This is a genomic window from Staphylococcus sp. HMSC059F04, assembly GCF_001812565.1.
Taxonomy (GTDB): Bacteria; Bacillota; Bacilli; order Staphylococcales; family Staphylococcaceae; genus Staphylococcus; species Staphylococcus lugdunensis.
In genome coordinates, this window is the sequence record NZ_KV809462.1 from 434,155 (window position 1) to 456,879 (window position 22,725).

Annotated in this window: 16 protein-coding genes; all 16 read right to left on the reverse strand. The window is 34.3% G+C overall.

All coding sequences use genetic code 11. The features are described from left to right. Window position 1 precedes the first annotated feature (1 nt). Window positions 2–2,371, reverse strand: a complete 2,370-nt coding sequence (locus HMPREF2864_RS02575) for an FtsK/SpoIIIE family DNA translocase (protein WP_070544874.1) — start codon at window positions 2,369–2,371, stop codon at window positions 2–4. Between the two features lie 274 nt (window positions 2,372–2,645). Further along, window positions 2,646–4,319, reverse strand: coding sequence for a ribonuclease J2 (gene rnjB, locus HMPREF2864_RS02580; RefSeq protein ID WP_002459269.1), 1,674 nt, complete (start codon window positions 4,317–4,319; stop codon window positions 2,646–2,648). A 183-nt stretch (window positions 4,320–4,502) separates the two neighbouring features. Continuing rightward, window positions 4,503–6,599, reverse strand: a complete 2,097-nt coding sequence (gene pnp / locus HMPREF2864_RS02585) for a polyribonucleotide nucleotidyltransferase (RefSeq protein WP_037544922.1) — start codon at window positions 6,597–6,599, stop codon at window positions 4,503–4,505. A gap of 135 nt (window positions 6,600–6,734) precedes the next feature. After that, on the reverse strand, window positions 6,735–7,004 hold the full coding sequence (gene rpsO / locus HMPREF2864_RS02590) for a 30S ribosomal protein S15 (RefSeq protein WP_002459271.1): 270 nt from the start codon (window positions 7,002–7,004) through the stop codon (window positions 6,735–6,737). A 113-nt stretch (window positions 7,005–7,117) separates the two neighbouring features. Beyond that, on the reverse strand, window positions 7,118–8,089 hold the full coding sequence (gene ribF / locus HMPREF2864_RS02595; RefSeq protein WP_002459272.1) for a riboflavin biosynthesis protein RibF: 972 nt from the start codon (window positions 8,087–8,089) through the stop codon (window positions 7,118–7,120). 13 nt (window positions 8,090–8,102) lie between these two features. Then, a complete protein-coding gene (gene truB, locus HMPREF2864_RS02600) occupies window positions 8,103–9,020 on the reverse strand; it encodes a tRNA pseudouridine(55) synthase TruB (RefSeq protein ID WP_002459273.1) in 918 nt (305 codons plus the stop codon). A gap of 197 nt (window positions 9,021–9,217) precedes the next feature. After that, on the reverse strand, window positions 9,218–9,565 hold the full coding sequence (rbfA, locus tag HMPREF2864_RS02605) for a 30S ribosome-binding factor RbfA (protein WP_002459274.1): 348 nt from the start codon (window positions 9,563–9,565) through the stop codon (window positions 9,218–9,220). Window positions 9,566–9,776: 211 nt separating this feature from the next. Further along, entirely contained in the window at window positions 9,777–11,933 is a 2,157-nt protein-coding gene (gene infB / locus HMPREF2864_RS02610; RefSeq protein ID WP_002478274.1) for a translation initiation factor IF-2, read from the reverse strand. 4 nt (window positions 11,934–11,937) lie between these two features. Continuing rightward, entirely contained in the window at window positions 11,938–12,255 is a 318-nt protein-coding gene (locus HMPREF2864_RS02615) for a L7Ae/L30e/S12e/Gadd45 family ribosomal protein (protein ID WP_002459276.1), read from the reverse strand. Then, the gene (rnpM, locus tag HMPREF2864_RS02620; RefSeq protein ID WP_037540354.1) at window positions 12,252–12,536 is read right to left on the reverse strand and encodes an RNase P modulator RnpM; all 285 of its coding nucleotides are present in this window, start codon (window positions 12,534–12,536) and stop codon (window positions 12,252–12,254) included. The genes HMPREF2864_RS02615 and rnpM overlap by 4 nt, the downstream gene beginning before the upstream one ends. 17 nt (window positions 12,537–12,553) lie before the next feature. Continuing rightward, window positions 12,554–13,717, reverse strand: a complete 1,164-nt coding sequence (gene nusA / locus HMPREF2864_RS02625) for a transcription termination factor NusA (RefSeq protein WP_002459278.1) — start codon at window positions 13,715–13,717, stop codon at window positions 12,554–12,556. A 20-nt stretch (window positions 13,718–13,737) separates the two neighbouring features. Continuing rightward, a complete protein-coding gene (gene rimP, locus HMPREF2864_RS02630; protein ID WP_002459279.1) occupies window positions 13,738–14,205 on the reverse strand; it encodes a ribosome maturation factor RimP in 468 nt (155 codons plus the stop codon). A 136-nt stretch (window positions 14,206–14,341) separates the two neighbouring features. Continuing rightward, window positions 14,342–18,652, reverse strand: coding sequence for a PolC-type DNA polymerase III (locus tag HMPREF2864_RS02635; RefSeq protein WP_141743499.1), 4,311 nt, complete (start codon window positions 18,650–18,652; stop codon window positions 14,342–14,344). A gap of 227 nt (window positions 18,653–18,879) precedes the next feature. Beyond that, window positions 18,880–20,580 carry a proline--tRNA ligase gene (locus tag HMPREF2864_RS02640; protein ID WP_070544876.1) on the reverse strand — a complete coding sequence of 567 codons (1,701 nt, stop codon included), beginning with the start codon at window positions 20,578–20,580 and terminating at the stop codon, window positions 18,880–18,882. An 18-nt stretch (window positions 20,581–20,598) separates the two neighbouring features. Further along, the gene (rseP, locus tag HMPREF2864_RS02645; protein WP_002459282.1) at window positions 20,599–21,885 is read right to left on the reverse strand and encodes an RIP metalloprotease RseP; all 1,287 of its coding nucleotides are present in this window, start codon (window positions 21,883–21,885) and stop codon (window positions 20,599–20,601) included. 508 nt (window positions 21,886–22,393) lie between these two features. Then, a partial coding sequence (locus HMPREF2864_RS02650) for an LPXTG cell wall anchor domain-containing protein (RefSeq protein WP_141743498.1) occupies window positions 22,394–22,725 on the reverse strand: 332 nt, incomplete at its 5' end.

The window sequence follows — 22,725 nt, forward strand, 5'->3', positions numbered from 1 at the left end:
TTTACACCTCATCATTATCTAAATCAATTAATACTTGTCGTGGTTTACTTCCTTTTTGTGGACCAATCACTTGGTTTCTTTCTAAATCATCCATTAATCTTGATGCTCTATTGTATCCAATTCTAAATTGTCTTTGCAATAATGACGTACTCGCTTTCTGCTTTTCTAAAACAAACAAGTAAGCTTCATCATATAATTCATCTTCACTTTTCATCTCTGATTTATCTACTGGTGCGTCTGGTTCCATTTCTTTTACATAGTTTGCTTGTTGTTGTTCCACAACATAATTCACTACTTCTTGGACTTCATAATCACTTAAAAATGCACCTTGCACACGCGTTTGCGATGATTCGCCATTTCCAACATAAAGCATATCACCCTTACCAAGAAGTTTCTCAGCACCACCTGAGCCAATAATTGTTCTTGAATCAGTTTGTGAACTCACTGCAAACGCAATACGTGACGGTATGTTATTTTTAATAATACCAGTAATAACATCTACAGAAGGTCGTTGTGTTGCAACAATTAAATGAATACCTGCCGCTCTTGCCATTTGTGTAATACGTTGTATGGCGTTTTCAACATCTTTTCCTGCTACCATCATTAAATCAGCTAACTCATCTACAATAACAACAATATATGGTAATTCCGCTTGCTTTTCGTCTAACTCAGCATTTTGTTGACGAATATATTGATTATAACCTTCTATATTGCGTGTTGATGAATGTTGGAACAAATCATAGCGTCGTTCCATTTCAGCAACAATTTTTTCAAGTGCTTGTGCAGCTTTATGTGGATTAGTAACAACAGGTATTAATAAATGTGGAATTCCATTGTATACATTTAATTCTACCATTTTAGGGTCAATTAACATAAGTTTTACTTCGTGTGGTTTTGCATTAAGTAATATACTCGTGATAATGCCATTAATACAGACAGATTTACCACTACCTGTCGATCCTGCTACTAATAAATGCGGCATTTCATTAAGTTGTATTGTCATAGGATCCCCAGAAATGTCACGACCTAAGCCAACTTCTAATTTATTTTGAGCTGGGAATTTTGAATCTAATACTTCTTTAAGCGTTACCAATGAAATTTTATCATTAGGCACTTCAATTCCTACTGCAGACCGCCCTGGAATTGGTGCTTCTATTCTTACATCCTTTGCTGCTAAGGCTAACGCAATATCATTATGTAAGTTAACTATCTTACTTACTTTAACGCCTTGAGCTGGTTGAATTTCATATTGTGTTACTGCAGGTCCAATTTTAATTTGTGTAACTTTTGCATTCACACCAAAGTTCTTTAACGTTGTTTCTAGTACACGACCTTTACGTTGCACTTCTGCTTTAGATGTCGTTTGTTGCTTAGTCGGTTGATTCAATAATGATAAAGGCGGAATATGATATGCTTCATTGGCCACTTCACCCGCTTCAGAAATCGAGCTACCTACTTGGTCATCAATCATTGTTTCCTCATTGGTTTCAGCTTCTAATGATGTCGCTTTGTTTTCATCAGTATCTGAATTCATATCAGTTGTTTCAAAGCGACGTTTTTTTCGTGAAGAATGATTAGCCTGCCCTTTTTCATTATGATTATAAATAGGAATATCATTATTACTTGTTATTTCAGGTAAGTCAGATACATCTTTGACTTCAGAGTCTTGCTGACCATTTTCTAGTAATTGCTGCTGTTTTTCTTCTGAACGTTGTTGCTTTTTCTCTTGTGCTTTAATACGCTGTTGCTTTATTTTAGCAGATGCTGCTTGGCTGAAATCTTTAATTTTTGTGAATAATGATTTTAATACATCACGATGTCTCAATTTCATAATTAAAATGATACTAGATGCACTTAACACAATGGTAATTAATATGACACCTATAATTGAAACTAATGGTTCAAATATTGTTAATAGATAAAAACCTATCAAGCCGCCACCAAAATCAGGAAAACGGGAAGAATCATAAGCGCTATAAACGTATGATAACACCGGTTCTCTCTCCGCTAATACACCTTTAGTAAAATGAAAGTTGAGTTGTGCTATCAATAACAAGACAAATTGTAATAAAAATATACCTGATGTCCGTCTTGATTTCGGTATTTTACCAGCAAAAGCAATATAAAGTGATATTAAACTAATAAGAATATAAGTCATATAGCGACTCCATCCAAATAGATAATTAAAAAAACTATCCACTGCACGACCTATAATTCCTAATTGAAATAAACCAAATATCGATATTGCGATAACAATGATTGCGAATATGAAACGTACTGAATTATCACTGCTATTTTTTCTATTTCTTGACGATCTACGCGTGGTTGTTTTTTTCTTTCTAGAAGTAGTTTTCTTCTTTGTTTGTGGCAAACTCATACACCTTCTTTTTAATCTTTAACATGATACAACATCTGTGTTGCTTATGTATTGTTGTTCTGTGTCATAACATAAATGATTAAAGAGGTAGGGTGACATATTCACTAATAGATAACTTTATCAAGCAACCGACTGGCTACATTATGATAACACTATCATCTATCATTCTACATGTACTGCGACACTCTGATAGCATCATTGTACAAATTCAAGTGATACGACCCAACCTCTTTATATAAATGTGAACAACTCACTAGAAGCTAATTTATTAAATTTCTGAGATAACTGGTATAATCATTGGACGACGTTTCGTACTCTCAAATAATAGCTTGCTAATTTGGTCCCTCATATTTTGCTTAATTTCAGACCATTCAATACGTTTTTCTTGTAGACCGGCTTCTACGATTTCACGCACTTTTTCTTCTGCTTCTTTTAAAAGTTCTTCACTTTCCCGAACATAGACAAATCCTCTTGATTGAATTTCAGGTCCAGCAGCGATACGACGATGTTTAGGGTCTAACGTTACGACAGCAATAAAAATGCCATCTTCTGCTAGTAAATGACGATCTCTTAACACGATATTACCTACATCACCAACACCGATACCATCAATTAAAACATTGCCTGATGTAACTTTCTCACTCAAAGTCATGTCTTTACCGTCGTAATGCATGACGTCACCTTTTTCAACTAAAAAGATTTTTTCTGGAGCAACGCCAGTTTCATTAGCTAATTTAGCATGCGCAATTTGCATTTTAAATTCACCTTGTACTGGAATAAAGTACTCTGGTTTCATAATATTAAGCATCATTTTTAATTCTTCCATGCAACCGTGACTAGAAGCATGTATTTTTTTATTATTAGGAACGATATGTGCACCTGCACGAACCAACTCATTTAAAGTATTACCAATAATAACTTCCATATTAGCAGAAGCTGTAATGGCTAGATACACTGAATCACCTTTTTGAATGTTCATAATTTTATGTTTATTACGTGCCATTTGACTTAATGCTTCAATAGGTTCGCCTTCCATTCCAGAAGCGATAATAACAACTTCATTTTTCGGATAATTTTCAACTTCATCAATTGGAATAAGGAGATCTTTAGGTATATCAAAATATCCCATCTTACGTGCAATATTAAATGAGCTTTCTAGTGATCTGCCTAAGAATGAAACTTTACGATTTAACTTACTAGCAGTATTTAACACCTGCTGAATACGAATAAAGTTTGATGCATAACATGATACAATAATTCGTCCTTTTGCTTTAGCAAATGCATCATAAATATGCGTTTCAATGACATTTTCTGGTGTGTTGTAACCAGGTTTTTCCGCTTCTGTAGAATCACTTATTAACGCAAAAACACCATTCTCTCCTATTTCTGACATTCGTTTTAAATCTGGCGCATAGTTTCCTTGTAAGCTTTGGTCAAACTTAAATTCGCCTGTATAGACAATGGCACCATATGATGTATGAATACAAATACCTAAACTATCTGGAATACTATGTGTTGTATTGAAAAACGTAATATTTACATTTTTGAATTTCATCACTGAATCATGATTAACTGTATAATAGCGTACCTTTTTCTTTATATTACGCGCTTTCATATTCTCTTTAACAAGTGCCAATGTAAGCTTTGATCCATAGACTGGAACATCTAACTGCTCTAAAATATAACTTACTGCACCAATGGCATGTTCATGTCCATGAGTCAAGAAAATCCCTTTTAAACGCGCTTTATTTTCAAGGACATACGTAATATCCGGTATAACAATGTCAACACCTAGCATTTCATCTTCTGGAAACATCAAGCCGGCGTCTAATATAAACATTTCATCGTCAACTTCGACGATATACATATTCTTTGCGATTTCACCCACGCCACCTAAGGGTATGATGCGAATATCTTTATTTTTTTTCTTAATTAAACTCAAAATGTTACCTCCTATAAAAATTCCCGTCCAAATATATACTCATTCATTATTATAAGTTAAATTGTACGCTGTGTACACTATTAAAACCATTTCAACTCCGGTTAAAAAATAGAAAAGGTAGCGCGTCTAGCACACTACCTAAAACTTCATTAATTGATTTAATTCGTTTTAAAAAACAGAACCTTATTCAACAAGTACTTTATGAGAGGCATTGACGCGACCTTGTTTATCGATTTCAGTGATTTTAACTTTAATCGTATCTCCAATTTTCAAGACATCTTCAACTTTATTAATGCGGTCTTTTGAAATTTGAGAAATGTGTAATAATGCATCTTTGCCTGAGAATATTTCTACAAACGCACCATATTTTTCAATACGTTTTACTTTTGCATCATAAATTTGACCAACTTCAGCTTCACGTGTAATCGCTTCAATGATTTCTTTTGAACGATTAATCATTGCTTGATCTACAGCACCAATATAAATTGTTCCATCTTGTTCAATATCTAATTTCACACCTGTTTCATCAATAATTTCATTGATTTTTTTGCCTCCAGGTCCAATGACATCTCTAATTTTATCTGGATTAATGTGCATAATTTCTACTTTTGGTGCGTATGCACTAAGCTCAGCACGTGGATGATCAATCGTTTGTAACATGTGGTCCATAATCGCTAAGCGACCTTTACGTGCCTGTTCTAAAGCCTCTTCAATAACTTCACGTGTTAACCCATCAATCTTAATATCCATTTGGATTGCCGTAATACCATCTTTTGTACCAGCAACTTTGAAGTCCATGTCTCCTAAGGCATCTTCCATACCTTGTATGTCTGTTAAGATTGTATAGCTGTCTTCACGTGTAACAAGACCCATCGCAATACCTGCAACCGGTGCTTTAATTGGTACACCTGCATCCATTAAGGCCAAAGTAGAACCACAAATGGATGCTTGTGAAGATGAACCATTAGATTCAAGTACTTCACTCACGATTCTTATTGTATAAGGGAATTTAGATGTATCCGGAATAATGTGACGTAATGCGCGTTCACCTAAAGCACCATGTCCGATTTCTCGACGTCCTGGTGCTCTTACAGGACCCGTTTCACCAACTGAGAAATTAGGAAAATTATAATGATGCATAAATCGTTTTTCTTGTTCAGGTCCTAAACCATCAATAATTTGATAATCACCTAAGGCTCCGAGTGTCAATACAGACAATGCTTGAGTTTGTCCACGTGTAAACAATCCTGACCCATGTGCTCTTGGTAAAATACCAACTTCAGATTCTAAAGGACGAATCTCATCTGGTTTACGCCCATCAGGTCGGATTTTTTCGTCTGCAATAAGACGACGTACTTCTTCTTTAACTAGATCATTTAAAATTGCATGAACTTCATTAATTAGCAATTCATTCTCAGGATCAGCTTCGTCTATAAATTCTGCTGCAATTTCCGCTTTTAACTCGTCTAAGTTATCATCACGTTGTTTTTTATCGAATGTTAACACCGTTTCTTTAAGACCTTTTTCTTCTGTTAATGCTTGTACTCTACTAACTAACGCTTCATCGCGTTCAACTGGAATAAACTCTGACTTAACTGGTTGGAGATGATCAACAATTTGTTGTTGGAATTCAACAAGACGTTTTATTTCATCATGCCCAAAGAAAATAGCCTCTAACATTTCCTGTTCTGTGATTTCACTTGCACCGGCTTCAACCATATTAACAGCATCTTTATGCCCTGCAACCTCTAAATCCAAACGAGATTGCTCTTTTTGTTCCAATGTAGGATTAATAACATATTTGCCATCTACATAACCAACATTCACACCGGCAATTGGACCTTGGAATGGAATATCAGATACGCTAAGCGCCATTGATGAACCAATCATCGCTGCCATTTCAGGTGAGCAATCAGGATCTGCACTTAAGACGATATTCATAATTTGAACATCATGTTTATATCCTTTAGGAAACAAAGGTCTAATCGGTCTATCGATAAGTCGTGCTGTTAATGTCGCTTCATCTCCAGGACGACCTTCTCTTTTTTTAAAGCCACCAGGGATTTTACCAGCAGCATACATTTTTTCTTCATAATTTACTGTTAATGGGAAAAAGTCACCATCACGTGGTTCTTTTGACGCAACAGCAGTTGATAAGACAACTGTATCGCCATAACGTACCAAAACAGCACCGTTAGCTTGCTTAGCTAATTGTCCTGTCTCTATTGTTAATGAACGGCCGGCCCATTCAGTTTTGAAAACTTTCTTTTCTTGAGACATTATGAATCTCCTCTCTTCATTCTAATATGTATATCATATCATTAATTTTTGAATTTTTATAATAGTTATTTGTCTTATTTCTATAAAAAAAGGAAAGCCCTAAGTGAATAGAACTTCCCTCAAAGTGTATTAAGATTAACGACGAATACCTAATGATTTAATCAATTCACGGTAACGTTGAATATCTTTGCTACGTAAGTAGTTTAATAAATGTCTACGACGACCTACCATTTTCAATAGTCCACGACGTGAATGATGGTCTTTTTTATGAGTACTTAAATGTTCGTTTAATGCTGAAATTTCAGCAGTTAAAACAGCAATTTGTACTTCTGGTGAACCAGTATCTGTTTCGTGTACACGGTATTCTTTAATAATTTCATTCTTACGTTCTTGAGTGATTGCCATAATCAATTCCTCCTATAATTTGTATACACCTCAATCTGAGCTAGGCGTCGGAGTCTCAACCTGCCAAGATAAAGGATTATATTGGTTGATGTCTTTATTTACAAAACTCAACTTTATATATTATATGATACTTCATCGCCAAAATCAACTGCCAGTAAATATTGGGCTTTAGCTTTATCTTCATTCATCTGTTCAACTAGCGGATCAATGCCATCAAATTTAACTTCAGGTCGTAAATAATGATGCCAATAAACAATGACCCTTTCACCATAGATATTTTCATCAAAATCAAAAATATTAACTTCTATTACAATTTCCGCTTTAGAAGGATCATGGAATGTTGGCTTTACACCAACATTTGCTACACCACGATACAATCTCTTTTCTGCACCAATAGCCATACTAACAGCATATACACCTTTTTTCGGTAGCACATAATCATCACTAGGTTGAACATTCGCGGTTGGAAAACCAATCGTACGCCCTCTTTTTTCACCTTGTACAACGGTACCTTTTAAACGGTATAAATAACCTAATTCATTGTTAGCTTTTTGCAAATGACCTTCTTGCAAAGCCTGACGAATAGCAGTAGTAGAAATTTTTTCGGCTTCAATTTCTTGCTTTCCAACAATGGTCGTATTAAAGTCGTCCATTTCTTTTAATACTGTCATATTTCCTTTGCCAAATTTACCATAAGTAAAATCAAAACCAGCAACCACTTCTTTAACATGGTTATTTATAATATAATTTTGAACAAAATCTTCTGCAGTCACATCAGCAAAACGCGAAGAAAAATTAATGACAATGCAATAATCGATATTTTGTTGTTCAATCATCTCTAATTTATCAGTCAAAGGTGTTAAATATGTAGTTCTTTTTCTTTTTGGGTTTAGAACGACAGAAGGATGTGGATCAAATGTCATAACTGCTTTTTTCAAGTTATGCGCTTCAGCACGTTCGTTGAGTGTTTCAAAAACCTTTAAATGACCTTTATGCATACCATCAAAAAAGCCAAAAGCCATCGCAACATCTTCGTTAATCAGTTGTTCCGGCTGTATAGGATGCGTTACTTCTATCACTTTCATTAATATTTCTCCTTTAATTAAAAACTTTCTTGGGTTTAATTTCCTTTGGCTTATCTGGATGTGAAATATAGATAGCTAAAACTTGTTGTGTCCTACCATCAATAAATACAATTTGTTGTTGAATAACTGTAGAAAACATAGCCTTCTGAAACTTTTGTCCATTAAGTATACGATGCTTGATGTCCTCATTATATATTTCAATAGAAGGTAGACCTTTTAATCCATATTCTATAGGAAACAACTTTTCTTGTAACTGTTCTTGCTCATGCAATACTTTGATTTGCTCAATAGTTAAACTATCACTTATATTAAATCCGCCAGATGATGTTCGAGTAAGGCGTGACATATGTGCTGGAAAGCCTAATGCTTTGCCAATATCTGTAGCAAGCGTACGTATATATGTCCCTTTACCACAAGTAATATCTATATCAAATAAGCACATGCCTTGTTTAAAGTGAATTTCTGAAACACGTTGTATGCTTTTTATCTCAACTTTTCTTTCTGGACGCTCTACAGTTTCACCATTTCTAGCATATTCATAAAGCTTTTTTCCTTTAACTTTAACTGATGAATACATAGGTGGAATTTGTGTAATCCATCCTTGAAATTGAGCCAAGGTCGAGTCAATTGCTTCTGATGTAATTTCTCCTACATTTATTGTTTTCTGTTCTAATATATCTCCAGTTTGATCTTCAGTAGTGGTACTTGTCCCTATAGCCACAGTAGCATGATAGGTTTTTCCCATATCCATGATATAATCACTTACTCGAGTGGCGATGCCAATACAAACTGGCAATACACCATCAACTTCAGGATCAAGTGTGCCCGTGTGGCCTATTTTCCTAGTTTGTAATATCTTTCTCAATTTAAAGACGACATCATGACTTGTAAGTCCTCTTTCTTTGCGTACAGGCAAAATACCGTTATACATATTTTCACACCTTTTAAATAATAAATGCTATTCTTTCACATTATAACACTGATGATTAGCGCTTCGAACATTATTTTTACAAGAAAAAAGACAAGCTGCTTTAAAATACTCACTGTCTTTACTAAAAATCATAGAAGGTTGAGTATTTCAAATCGAATTACTTGCCTTAATGTTGCTTTTAAATGTTAACGTTAATTTTAATCTTTTTTATGCAAATCTCGAATCATTTTTTCAATTTTATTACCATAATCTATGGATTTGTCATACTCAAATGATAATTCTGGTATTATGCGCAATCTCATACGAGTTGCTAATTCTGATTTAATAAAACCTTTTGCTTTATCTAATGCTTTAAATGTATCATCAATTTCTTTATCACTGCCAAGTACTGTTAAAAATACTTTAGCTTGTGATAAGTCGTTCGTTAAGTCTACATCTGTGATAGTAATAAAACCTACTCTTGGATCTTTGACTTTATTATTGACAATATCCATAATCTCTTTTTTCATTTGTTCGCCCACACGTTCAGCTCTCATATTAGTCATAAATCTTTCACCTCTTTGTCCATTTTTGTATTTATTCGAAATTCAATAAAATCATAATACGTCTTTGCATGTGAATATCATTGTTTATTTTAAGTTATATTGTACTATTTAACACATAAATTTATAAATTTTTTGATATTCAAAAACTGTCAACATAGTTCAACTCAATGCTGACAGTTTTTAATTGTATTATCATTTATTTTCGATAAATTTAACGTTTTACTTCTACCATTTCAAATGCTTCAATAATGTCGCCTTCTTTAAGATCGTTATATTTATCAATTGTAATACCGCATTCGTAACCTTGTGCTACTTCTTTAGCATCATCTTTAAAACGTTTTAATGTATCTAATTCACCTTCAAATTGAACAATACCGTCTCTAATCACACGAACACCTGCATTACGAGTGATTTTACCTTCAACAACGTAGCTGCCTGCAATTGTTCCTACTTTAGATACTTTAAATGTTTGACGTACTTCAGCTTGACCGATGACTTGTTCTTCAAATTCTGGGTCTAGCATTCCTTTCATAGCTGATTCAATTTCTTCGATAACATTATAGATAACACGATGTAAGCGCATATCTACATTTTCAGCTTCTGCTGCACGTTTAGCTCCTGAATCCGGTCTCACATTAAAACCAATGATAATTCCATTAGATGCATTAGCTAGTGTAACATCTGATTCATTGATTGCACCAACTGCAGTGTGAATAATACGTACATTAACGCCTTCAACGTCAATTTTCATTAATGATGCAGCTAGTGCTTCAACAGAACCCTGCACATCCCCTTTGATAATGACATTTAAATCTTTCATTTCACCTTGTTTCATTTGTTCAAATAAGTTATCTAGGGTTACATTCTTACTTTCTTGACGTTGTTGTATAATACTGGCTTCGTGACGTGCTTCACCGATACGACGCGCTTGCTTTTCATCACTAAAGATAACGAAGCGATCTCCAGCTTGTGGCACATCGTTAATACCTGTAATTTCTACTGGTGTGGATGGTCCTGCTGATTTAATACGTTGGCCCAAATCATTGACCATTGCACGAATACGTCCATATGTGTTACCGACAACAATGGCATCACCTACATTTAGAGTACCGTTTTGTACTAACAGTGAAGCTGATGGCCCTCGTGATTTATCTAACTCAGCTTCAATCACTGTACCAACTGCACGCTTACTTGGATTAGCTTTTAATTCTTGAACTTCTGCCACTAAACCAATCATTTCTAATAAATCATCAATACCCTCACCACTTAATGCTGATAGCGGTACAAAGATGGTATCGCCACCCCAATCTTCAGGAATGAGTCCATATTCAGTTAATTCTTGCATAACTCGATCAGGATTAGCTGTTGGTTTATCAATCTTATTTACAGCGACAATCGTAGGTACATCTGCTTCTTTAGCATGATTAATCGCTTCAATTGTTTGAGGCATGACGCCATCATCAGCTGCCACAACTAAAATAGTGATGTCAGTAACTTGGGCACCACGAGCACGCATCGTTGTAAATGCTGCATGTCCTGGTGTGTCTAGAAATGTTATTTTCTTCCCAGCATTTTTAATTTGATAAGCACCGATATGCTGCGTAATCCCTCCAGCTTCTCCTGCAGTCACTTTAGTGTGACGAATTGAGTCAAGAAGTGTCGTTTTACCATGGTCAACATGTCCCATAATTGTAACAACAGCAGGTCTTTCAATTGCATCAGGATCTTCTTGTTCATCATCAAAGTAAATAGATAAATCTTCTTCATCAATAACTATTTCTTTTTCAAGTTCAACATCATAATCACTAGCAATCAGTTCTAATGTATCTTCGTCTAAAGATTGATTAATATTGGCAACAATACCCAATAAGAATAATTTTTTTATAATCTCAGCTGACTCTACATTCATTTTATCAGCTAGTTCTCCAACTGTAATACCTTCAGTATATGAAATTTTTGATGGAATTTCTTTAGGCTCAACTGGTTTTTTAACCGTATTATTTTTGTTATTTTTATTGTTTTTACTATTTTTGTTGCTTTTATTATTTTTATTGCCCTTATTATTATTTTGATTGCTTTTCTTTTGATTGTTCTTAGTTTGTTGATTTCCTTGTTGTTTACTACCTTGTTGTTGATTTGATTTTTGAGTTGATTTATTAGATGATTTTTGGTGATTATTTTGAGCTTCTTGTTTATTATTCTGTTGTTTTTGTGGTCTGAATTTTTTATCAAGCGCTGTGATTTGTTCTTTTTCTAGTGCTTGCATATGATTAGATACTTCAACATTCATACTTTTAAGTTCATCTATAATATCTTTACTCTTTAAATTTAATTCTTTCGCATATTCATAAATTCTTTGTTTACTCATATAATCACTCCTTACGATATTCATCGATCATTGACACTAATTTTTTAGCAAATCCAGCATCAGTGATTCCGATATTAACTCGTTCGCTTTTGCCCAAAGCTTGTCCTAATTGTTCTTTCGTTCCAAATACTCTCAGCGGAACTTGATAACTATGACATTTATTTTTAATTGTTTTTGTTGTATTATCAGATGCATCAGAAGCTAAGATGACTAATGTTAATGTCTTTTTTTTGATTTCAGTCATCAAAACTGATTCACCAGACTTTACTTTTCTTGCTCTCATGGCTAAGCCAAGAAAGTTCATAATTTGAGCTTCAGTCATTTAGGTATCTCTTCTCTATATATAAGTCGAATGATTTCCTTGTAGACCGGATCAAGTTGTTCTTTGCTCGCATTGAAGTACTTTTCTAAAACGCCTTTTTGCTGTGCCTGTTCAACAGCTGAAACCACTTTAGAAACATAGGCACCTCTCCCTGGTTTCTTACCAGTAGCATCTGCAAATATCTCGCCTTCTTTATTAATAACCACTCGAATCATATCTTTTTTTGGTTGCATCTCATTCGTTAAGATACATTTACGCATTGGTATTTTTTTCTTTTTCATAAGATACATACACCAACCTATTCTTCAGTGTTTTTGGATTCTTCAGCTGCATCTATTTCTGTTGTTTCAATTGATTCGTCGTCTATTTCAATTTCAGCTTCATCTGCATGATTTTCAGCTTCTACAATAGGATAGATACCTGCTTCACGTGCATCTGTTTCTGATTTAATATCGATTTTCCAACCTGTTAATTTAGCTGCTAATCGCGCATTTTGCCCTCTTTTACCAATAGCTAATGATAATTGATAATCTGGAACGATGACAACAGTTGATTGATTGCTTTCATCGACAATAACTTCTAAAACTTGTGAAGGACTTAAAGCATTCTTAACGAAAACTTTAGGATCTTCATCCCATTGGACAATGTCGATTTTTTCTCCACCTAACTCTTCAACAACAGCTTCAACACGTGCACCTTTTGCACCAACACATGCACCTACAGCATCGATGTCTGGATTCTCTGAGTACACGCTGATTTTAGATCTATCACCTGCTTCACGTGCAACAGATTTTACGATTACTGTGCCATCATAAATTTCAGGAACTTCTTGCTCAAATAATCGTTTAAGCAAACCAGGATGACTGCGAGACACATAGATTTGAGGCCCTTTTGTTGTTTGTTCAACTTTATTGACATAAACTTTAATACGTTCATTAGGGATATACTTTTCATTTGGACTTCTTTCAGCTTCAGATAATACGGCTTCAATACGACCTAGATTAACATAAACGTAACGATGATCAACACGGTCAATAAGACCAGTTAAAATATCATCTTCTTTATCTACAAATTCATCATAAAGGATTTCTCTTTCTGCATCACGTAATCGTTGCATAACAGCTTGTTTAGCTGCTTGAGCGCCAACGCGGCCAAAATCCTTTGGTGTCACATCTTCTTCATAAATATCGCCCACTTCGTATGCAGGATTTTTAACAAGTGCAGTGCTCAAATCCACTTCATCTCTATGATCAGAAACTTCTTCAACTACTGATTTGCGAGCCACTACTTTAAATGTACCTTCGTCCATATTTAATTCGACACGAACATTGCGTGCGCTATCATAATTTTTCTTATAAGCCGTTATTAATGCGGCTTCAATCGCATCAATTAAAACTTCTCTTGGGATTTTCTTTTCTTTTTCTAAATATTCTGTTGCCAATAATAGTTCATTACTTGCCACAATTATTCCTCCTCATCACGTTAGAGCATTACCGCGTGACGTGCTTTTGCTATTTTATTTCTTGGTATGCTAATTTGTTTTTTCTTGGCTTTTTCTTTAACTTCCATGGTAATTGTTTCTGCTGTAACTTCCACTAAAATACCTAGCCATTCTTTATTATTTTCGATAGGTGCATAAAGTGACACAAAGATAGGCTGTTGGATTGCCCTTTGATAATCTTGCTCTTTTTTGATTGGTCGCTCTGCACCTGGTGAAGCCACATCAAGATAGTACATTTCTTTAATCGGATCATGCTCATCCATCACTTCACTAATTTTTTCGGAGGCAAGTGTACAATCGTTCAAATCTACGCCACCTTCTTTGTCAATAGATACACGTAAGAAATGATCTTTACCTTCTTTCACAAATTCAACTTCTACAAGTTCATAATTTAAAGCTTCCAACACTGGTTGAATAAGAGTTTCTACCTCTTCAGTTATTTTGCTCATACAGACCTCCCTTTTTGGCAAATAGAAAAGAGCGGGTATATGCCCACTCTTTTTGCCTGAGTATCATTTTTTACACAATTAAAGTATACCATAACTAATTGTAGTAAACAAATTGTAACAATATTTAGTGCGTCAATTACATATCAAATATAGATAACTGTGCTTTATCTGGTAAATCTGGTAAAGAACCCAAATCATCTAAGTAATCAATAATCTTTTGTGATAAGCCAGCTTTTTTATTTAAATCTTCTTTTGATAAGAAAGGACCTTCACTACGCGCCTCTACAATACGTTGCGCAACGTTTTCACCAAGTCCAGGAACTGCAATAAATGGTGGAATTAAAGAATCACCTTCGATAATAAAATCAAATGCCTGGCTTTTCTCTAAACTAATCGGCTGCATACTAAAGCCTCTATGAGCCATCTCATTCACTAACTCTAACACTGTTAATACGTCTTTTTCTTTTTTACCTAATTCCATATAGCGTGCATACATATCTTTAACAGTATTTTTAATGCTTTCTTTATCTTTAATCATCGTGATTAAATCAAAATCAGATGCACGAATCGTAAAATATGCTGCATAATAATACAGTGGATGATGTACTTTAAAGTAAGCAATGCGTACTGCCATTAAAACATATGCTGCCGCATGTGCTTTAGGGAACATGTACTTAATTTTCAAACATGAATCTAAATACCAGTCTGGTACATTATTTTCTTTCATGGTTTCAATCATCTCATCGGTTAATCCTTTACCTTTACGTACGGATTCCATTATTTTAAATGCCATAGATGGTTCTAGTCCGGCGTACATTAAGTACACCATGATATCATCACGGCAACCTATCACACCCGATAAATCACATATACCACTTCGCACTAGTTCTTGGGCGTTACCTAACCATACATCTGTACCATGAGACAATCCTGAAATTTGTACTAACTCCGAAAAAGTAGTTGGTTTTGTATCTTCAAGCATCTGTCTTACAAATCCTGTACCAAATTCAGGTACCCCAAACGTCCCTGTTTTACATAAAATATCTTCTTCCGTCACACCTAGCGTTTCAGGGCTACTAAAAATTTTCATTGTTTCTTTATCATCAACTGGAATTGTTTTCGGGTCAATACCTGATAAATCTTGCAACATACGAATCATGGTAGGATCATCGTGCCCTAGTATATCAAGTTTTAAGACATTATCATGTATAGAATGAAAATCAAAGTGTGTCGTCATCCATGCTGAATTCTGATCATCAGCCGGATATTGAATTGGCGTAAAATCATAGATATCCATGTAATCTGGTACAACAATAATGCCCCCCGGATGTTGTCCAGTCGTACGTTTTACTCCTGTACATCCTTTAACTAAACGATCAATTTCAGCACCACGCTTATGAATTCCTTGATCATTTAAATAGCCTTTAACATATCCGAAGGCAGTTTTTTCAGCAACTGTACCTATAGTCCCTGCACGGAATACTTTGTCTTCTCCGAAAAGAACTTTTGTATAGTTATGCGCGTTTGGTTGATATTCACCACTAAAATTCAAGTCAATATCAGGTACTTTGTCACCTTTGAATCCTAAGAATGTTTCAAATGGAATATCTTGACCTTCTTTAATTAATTCACTACCACATGTTTCACATTTTTTATCTGGTAAATCAAAGCCTGAACCTACAGATCCATCATTAAAGAATTCACTCGTTTTACACTGTGGACATATATAGTGCGGAGGTAGCGGATTAACTTCTGTAATTTCAGTCATTGTTGCTACGAAGCTTGATCCTACTGATCCCCTTGATCCCACTAGATATCCATCTTCTAAAGATTTCTTAACAAGTCGCTGAGAGATTAAATATATAACTGCGAAACCATTACCGATAATACTGGCTAACTCTTTTTCAAGTCGATCAATAACAATTTGTGGTAGATCTTCACCATATAATTTTTTGGCATTACTATAGCTTAATTCACGTATTTCTTCATTTGCACCCTCCATTCTTGGAGTAAATAACTGATCTTTAATCGGTACAACACGTTCAATGCAATCAGCCAAAGCATTTGTATTTTTAACGACGATTTCATATGCCTTTTCTTCTCCTAAGAAATGAAATTCATCTAACATTTCATCAGTTGTTCTAAAATGCGCTTTAGGTAAAGTTGAACGATTCAATGGGTTACCTGGTTGTGAAGCGATTAATATTTTACGCGCTATGCCATCATGTTCATTTAAGTAATGGGCATTACCTGTTGCAATAACAGGTATATTGGCCTGTTCTCCTGCTTTAAGCAAACGTTGGTAAATCTCATGTAACGTCGCTGTGTCACGGATTAACTCTCGATCAAGTAAATCTTGATACAATGCAGGTGGTTGAACTTCGATAAAATCATAATAGTTCGCAACTTTTTCAACTTCCGATTGATCGCGTTGCATTACAGCTGTAAATAATTCACCTTCATCACATGCTGTGCCAATTAATAGACCTTCACGGAATTCATCAAGTAGAGATCTTGGAATACGAGGTGTACGATAATAATATTTGACCAATGATGCACTAACAATTTTAAAGAGATTTTTAAGTCCTTCTTGGTTTTGGACAATCAGTGTGACATGAGATGGACGTGCACGTTTATACGCGTCCTCATTCGACAACTTCTTATTGATGTCTTTATGATTTGATACACCTAATTCTTTCATTTGTTGAAGCATCTTAATAAAAATATATGTAGTAGCTTCAGTATCATAAATTGCTCTATGATGTTGCGTAAGTTCGACACCATATTTTTTAGCTAAAAAGTTTAATCCATGTTTACCATATTCTGTATTAATCGTTCTAGATAATTCAAGCGTATCGATTACTCCATTGGTCGAAGGTCCAAAACCTATGCGCTCATATCCAGTGTCAATAAAGCCCATGTCAAAAGAAGCGTTGTGTGCTACGAAAATAGCATCCCCAACCCATTCTTTAAATTCTGTCAATACTTCATCAATTTCGGGTGCATCTGTCAACATATCATCTGTAATATGCGTTAAATTAATAATCGTTTCTGATAATTTTTGATGTGGATTGCTAAAACGTTCGAATTTATCAATAATTTCGCCATCATAAACTTTAACAGCGGCTAACTCAATGATTTGATCATATTGATTGGATAAACCCGTTGTTTCAACGTCAAACACTACATAAGTAGCATCTTTTAAGTCACGATTCGTGGGTTTATATGCAATAGGCACACCATCGTCTACCAACATACCTTCCATTCCATAAATCATCTTTATGCCATGCTTTTCTGCTGCACTATGCGCATCTGGAAATGCTTGAACACCGTTGTGATCCGTCACTGCTATCGCTTTGTGACCCCATTCGGCTGCTTGAGCAACATAACTATTAATGTTAGGTATCCCATCCATTTGACTCATTGCAGTATGTAAATGAAATTCTACGCGCTTCTCTTTTGATTTATCTTGTTTAGGTGTTTTTTTAATTTCTTCAATATCAGACATCATCATAACTAAATCTCTGACAAAACTATCTTCCTCAATGCGTCCTTGAGCACGTATCCACTTGCCGACACTTAAAGCTTTAAAGTGATCTAAGTCATCTTTGTTTTTACGTGTGAACATCTTTAATACTAATGAGTCTGTGTAATCAGTAACTTTTAATTCGACTATGTGACGACCACTTTTAAGTTCTTTTAAATTTATGTCAAAAATAACCCCTTCAATTGCAACTTTAAATTCCTCTTCAACAATTGATTCGATAGTTCTAATATTTTCAACTTGTATTGTCTTTCCAATTTGACACTTAGAAACGGTACTTTCATTATTGTCTTGTTGTTTCGCTTTTTCTGCTTTCATTTTTTCAAGTTTTTCCGTAGCTTCACGTGCACTTTGTTCATCCTCTTGTTGAATATGTGCTTCAAGTGATGCTAAGTTTTCATCTTGATGACTATAATCTGTTTCAAAAACAACTTTATTGATATCAAAACCACACTGCTGATATGCCTTTACCAAACTCCCATTACAAACTTTGTCAAAGTGATTTCTTTCGACGTCATTAGAAACCATCACTTTCAAGACATCGCCTGACATAATTAGGCTTTTTTGCTTTAACTGTCCTTTAACTTTTGGAGATAATGCTGTCTGATCAATACAATAATCAAAATATTTTATCGCAAATTCATCTTGGTTATGAGTATCAGCAATAGTAAAATGCCACTGTACAGTTGCTATTTCTTTAAATTCTTCGACTATTGCGTGTGTAAAGATAAGATAGTCTTCTTTAGATAAAAAACGTGGTAACTTAATTTGGAAATCCCAAGTTCTGTTCTTTTTCGAAACATCTATACGCATTAATTCGCCTTGTTCTATAATATCTTGCTCAAGCTGATTAGCTATTTTAATCTGGTCAGCAAGTACTTTAAATTTTTCTTGATTTGTCATTGCCAAGACAACTACCACCTTAAAATATTACTTTTATCACGTTAAAATATCAATTTTTGCTAATAATTCAAAAATAAATTTACTTCTTATTATACTACTGTAATTTAAAAAATTCATGTCTGCAAAATAACTTTTTGTTACACAACCAGGTACTTTGTTCAATCAAAAGCGGTGAAAACCTATGAGTAGGAATTTTCACCGCTTTATGTCATTTATACTTTTAAACTTTATAATTCGTTATAAATAGCTTTAATGTATTGTTCAAGTTGTTCAACATGTACATCTTCACTTGTGCCTGTACGTCGAACTTTGACTTCAACGATGCCTTCAGCTGCTTGTTTACCTACAACAATACGAATAGGTAACCCAATTAAATCTGCATCATTAAATTTCACACCGGCTCGTTCTTTTCTATCATCATATAATACGTCGAACATACCGTTAAGTTGCTCATACAAATTATCTGCTAATGATTGTTGTTCTTCTTTTTTAGGATTTACAGTAATAAGATGCAAATCAAATGGTGTTACGGTTTTAGGCCAAATAATACCGTTATCATCATTATTTTGCTCAACAATAGCACTTAATGTACGAGAAACACCGATGCCATAGCATCCCATAATTAATGGTTGTGCTTTTCCTTGATTATCTAAGAACGTCGCATTCATCGCTTCAGAATATTTAGTGCCAAGTTTAAAGACTTGTCCAACCTCAATACCTTCTGCAAATTGAGCTTTACCAGATCCATCGCTCAACATTTCACTTTCAAGAATAAAACGAAAATCACCAAAATCATCTACAGTAAAATCTCTGCCTATATTTGCGTTCATGTAATGATAACCATCTTCATTAGCACCTATGACTAAATTCGTTAAATCTTGCACATAATTATCAGCAATTATTTTGATATCTTTATCAAAAATTGGACCTAGTGAACCCGGATGCGCACCTACTAAATTGACAATTTCATCTTCTGTTGCCATCTCAATAGCATCTGTGCCAAAATATGATTTTAATTTAACGTCATTAAGTTCATGATGACCTCTGATAAGAATCATGACAAATTCACCGTCTATTTTAAAAATCATTGATTTAACAATGGCGTTTAATGGTAACTGTAGGAAGTCTGCTAACTCTTGTGCAGTTTTAACATTTGGTGTTTCAATTTTAGTTAAGTCTGCTGACGATTCTTCTTGACGTTGTGGCTGATATACAACTTCTGCTTTTTCAATATTAGCTGCATAATCACTTTCATTACTATAAACAATCGTATCTTCGCCAATTTTACTTAGTGCCATAAATTCGTGGGTATGATTGCCACCAATAGCACCAGAATCGGCAAGTACAGGGCGCACGTTAATACCTACACGTTTAAAAATTCTTCCATATGCTTGATACATGTCTTGATATGTTGCATCTAATGATGCTTCATCAGCGTGAAAAGAATAGGCATCTTTCATTATAAACTCACGTCCCCGTAATAAGCCGAAACGTGGTCGTTTTTCATCACGGAATTTTGACTGAATTTGAAATAGCGTAAGTGGTAGACGCTTGTATGATTTTAATTCATCTCGAACTAAAGAAGTAACTACCTCTTCATGTGTAGGCCCTAATGCAAACTCTCTCCCATTTCTATCTTTTAAGCGCATTAATTCTGGACCGTATGCGCTCCAACGACCTGATTCTTCCCAAAGTTCAGCTTGTTGTAATACTGGCATTAAAATTTCAACTGCATCAATGCGTTCCATTTCTTCGCGAATGATTTTAGAAATATTATTAAGGACACGTGTTGCTAATGGTAAGTAACTATAAATACCACTTGTACTTTGTTTGATTAGTCCCGCTTTAAGGAGTAATTGATGACTCAAAGCTTCAGCTTCAGCAGGCACTTCTCTCATAGTTGGTATAAATACTTTTGATTGTCTCATGACTTTCTCCTCCTATAATTATAAGAAATAGCGTTGAATATCATTCCATGTTACTGCTATCATAACAAGCAAGACAAAAATAGCCCCTGCTGCAATAATCATTGTTTCTGCTTTTTTATTAATTGGTTTTCTAAAGATAGCTTCATAAATAACAAATAAAATACGACCACCGTCAAGGGCAGGTATTGGTAATAAATTCATTATACCTAGGTTAACACTTAATAGCGCTGTATAACTTATTAGATTATAAATTCCAGATTTTACTACCGTATCTACATTATGATAAATACCCACAGGTCCATTTAACATATTAAACGTAAAGTCTCCTGTAAAAATACTAGCTAATAATGTACCCACAGCCTGGAAAATTAGCTTTCCTTTATCGAAGAATTCTGTTACACCAAATTTTAACGATGGTAGTAAAGAATGGTCATATGTTGGTGCAATACCCAATAAAAATGTAGATTGTGTTTTAGTTTTAGTAGTTTTTTGTTTAAATTCTTTAGGTTTAATTTCGATATTCTTTGTTTTATTATCGCGTTCAATTTTTACTATTGTGCTTTTAGCTTTCGTGCCATCTAAGGTTTTCTGAATGTCTTTAAAATTTTTGATGTCTTGCCCGCCGATTTGAAGAATTTTATCTCCCTTATGAATACCAGCTTGTTGGGCAGGATATTTGTCAATTGTTTTGTCTACTATAGTAGTCGGTGCACCACTATACATAGCTAATCCAAGAAAAAGAACTAACGCTAAAATAAAATTAAACAATGGCCCAGCAAAAAGTGTTAAAAACTTTTGTAACGGTTTTTTATGTGCAAATTGGCGATTTCTAGGGGCAATTTGAATTAAACTACCATGTTCAACAAAGAACGCTTTCTGCGCAATATTGAAGTGATGACGTTGTTCATCATACGCTGTAATACCCTCTATAAATAACTCATTTTTAAAATCACATTTTTTAACTTCGATAGCTTCAATTTGTTGAAATTTGTGCTGATCGTCTAAAATAATGTGTGTAATTTCATCTTGCTCATTGAGTTTAATTTTAACATTCATACCAGGTTGTACTGGCAGTTCTTCAAGCCCATCACCTGCCATACGGACATAGCCACCAACTGGTAACAAACGGATCGTATATAACGTTTCATTCTTTCTAAAGCTAAAGATTTTTGGTCCCATCCCAATTGCAAATTCTGGGCACATAATTCCTGCACGCTTTGCAAAAAACATATGCCCATATTCATGCACTGTCACTAGCACTCCAAATACGATAGCAAATGATACAACTGTAATTAATATGCTCAATAACTACACCTCTATAATTTATTTGATTTCATGCTGAAAATCATTACTTATTCAAAAATACTATATAAAACGTACATATAATGTCAATTCATTTTATAAACCTTCATAATACTTATTACTCATGGTTTAGCTATCTTAGCATTATTTTATAAGAACACGTTTTAAATTTAAATATATATAAGAAAAATGCTAACTTTGATACTATATCCGTTTTAATGATTTCTATTTACATCACAGTATTCATTTTAATAATCTCTTGTCTATCATATTGATAAACAACTTCTTAAGTATATCATTTTATATAACTTAGTTCCTACTATCAAACAAATAATTTTACTTAATAATTGTTAAATATATAGCTGCAAATAAGTTAACGGGAGCTGGAAAAGTTATTTTAACTTTCATTTCCACTCCCGTATAGTAACTTAGTTTATAAGATTCATATTCGTAATGCTTAAATTCATATTAGTATTACATATTTAATAGAACATTTCCATCTTACTATCTTTTATTTATCTTCTTTTTTTGAACGGCGACGATTTAAGAATAATAATCCACCTAAAAATAGAAGTATGCTTGATATAAAGCCAGTTTGTTCTGACTGTTCTCCTGTTTTTGGCAAGGATTTATCTGTGTTTTTCTGTGTAGTGTTATTTGAGTCATGATGTTGATGTTGAGCTTTCATTGTTGATATACCACGTTGATTAGAATTATTATCAACTTCAACACTTACATTATCATTTTCTGAATCACTATCTGAGTCCACATTGCTGTCGGAACCGGAATTGCTGTCAGAATCTGCGTCGCTATCGGAGTCCGCATCACTGTCGGAGTCCGCAT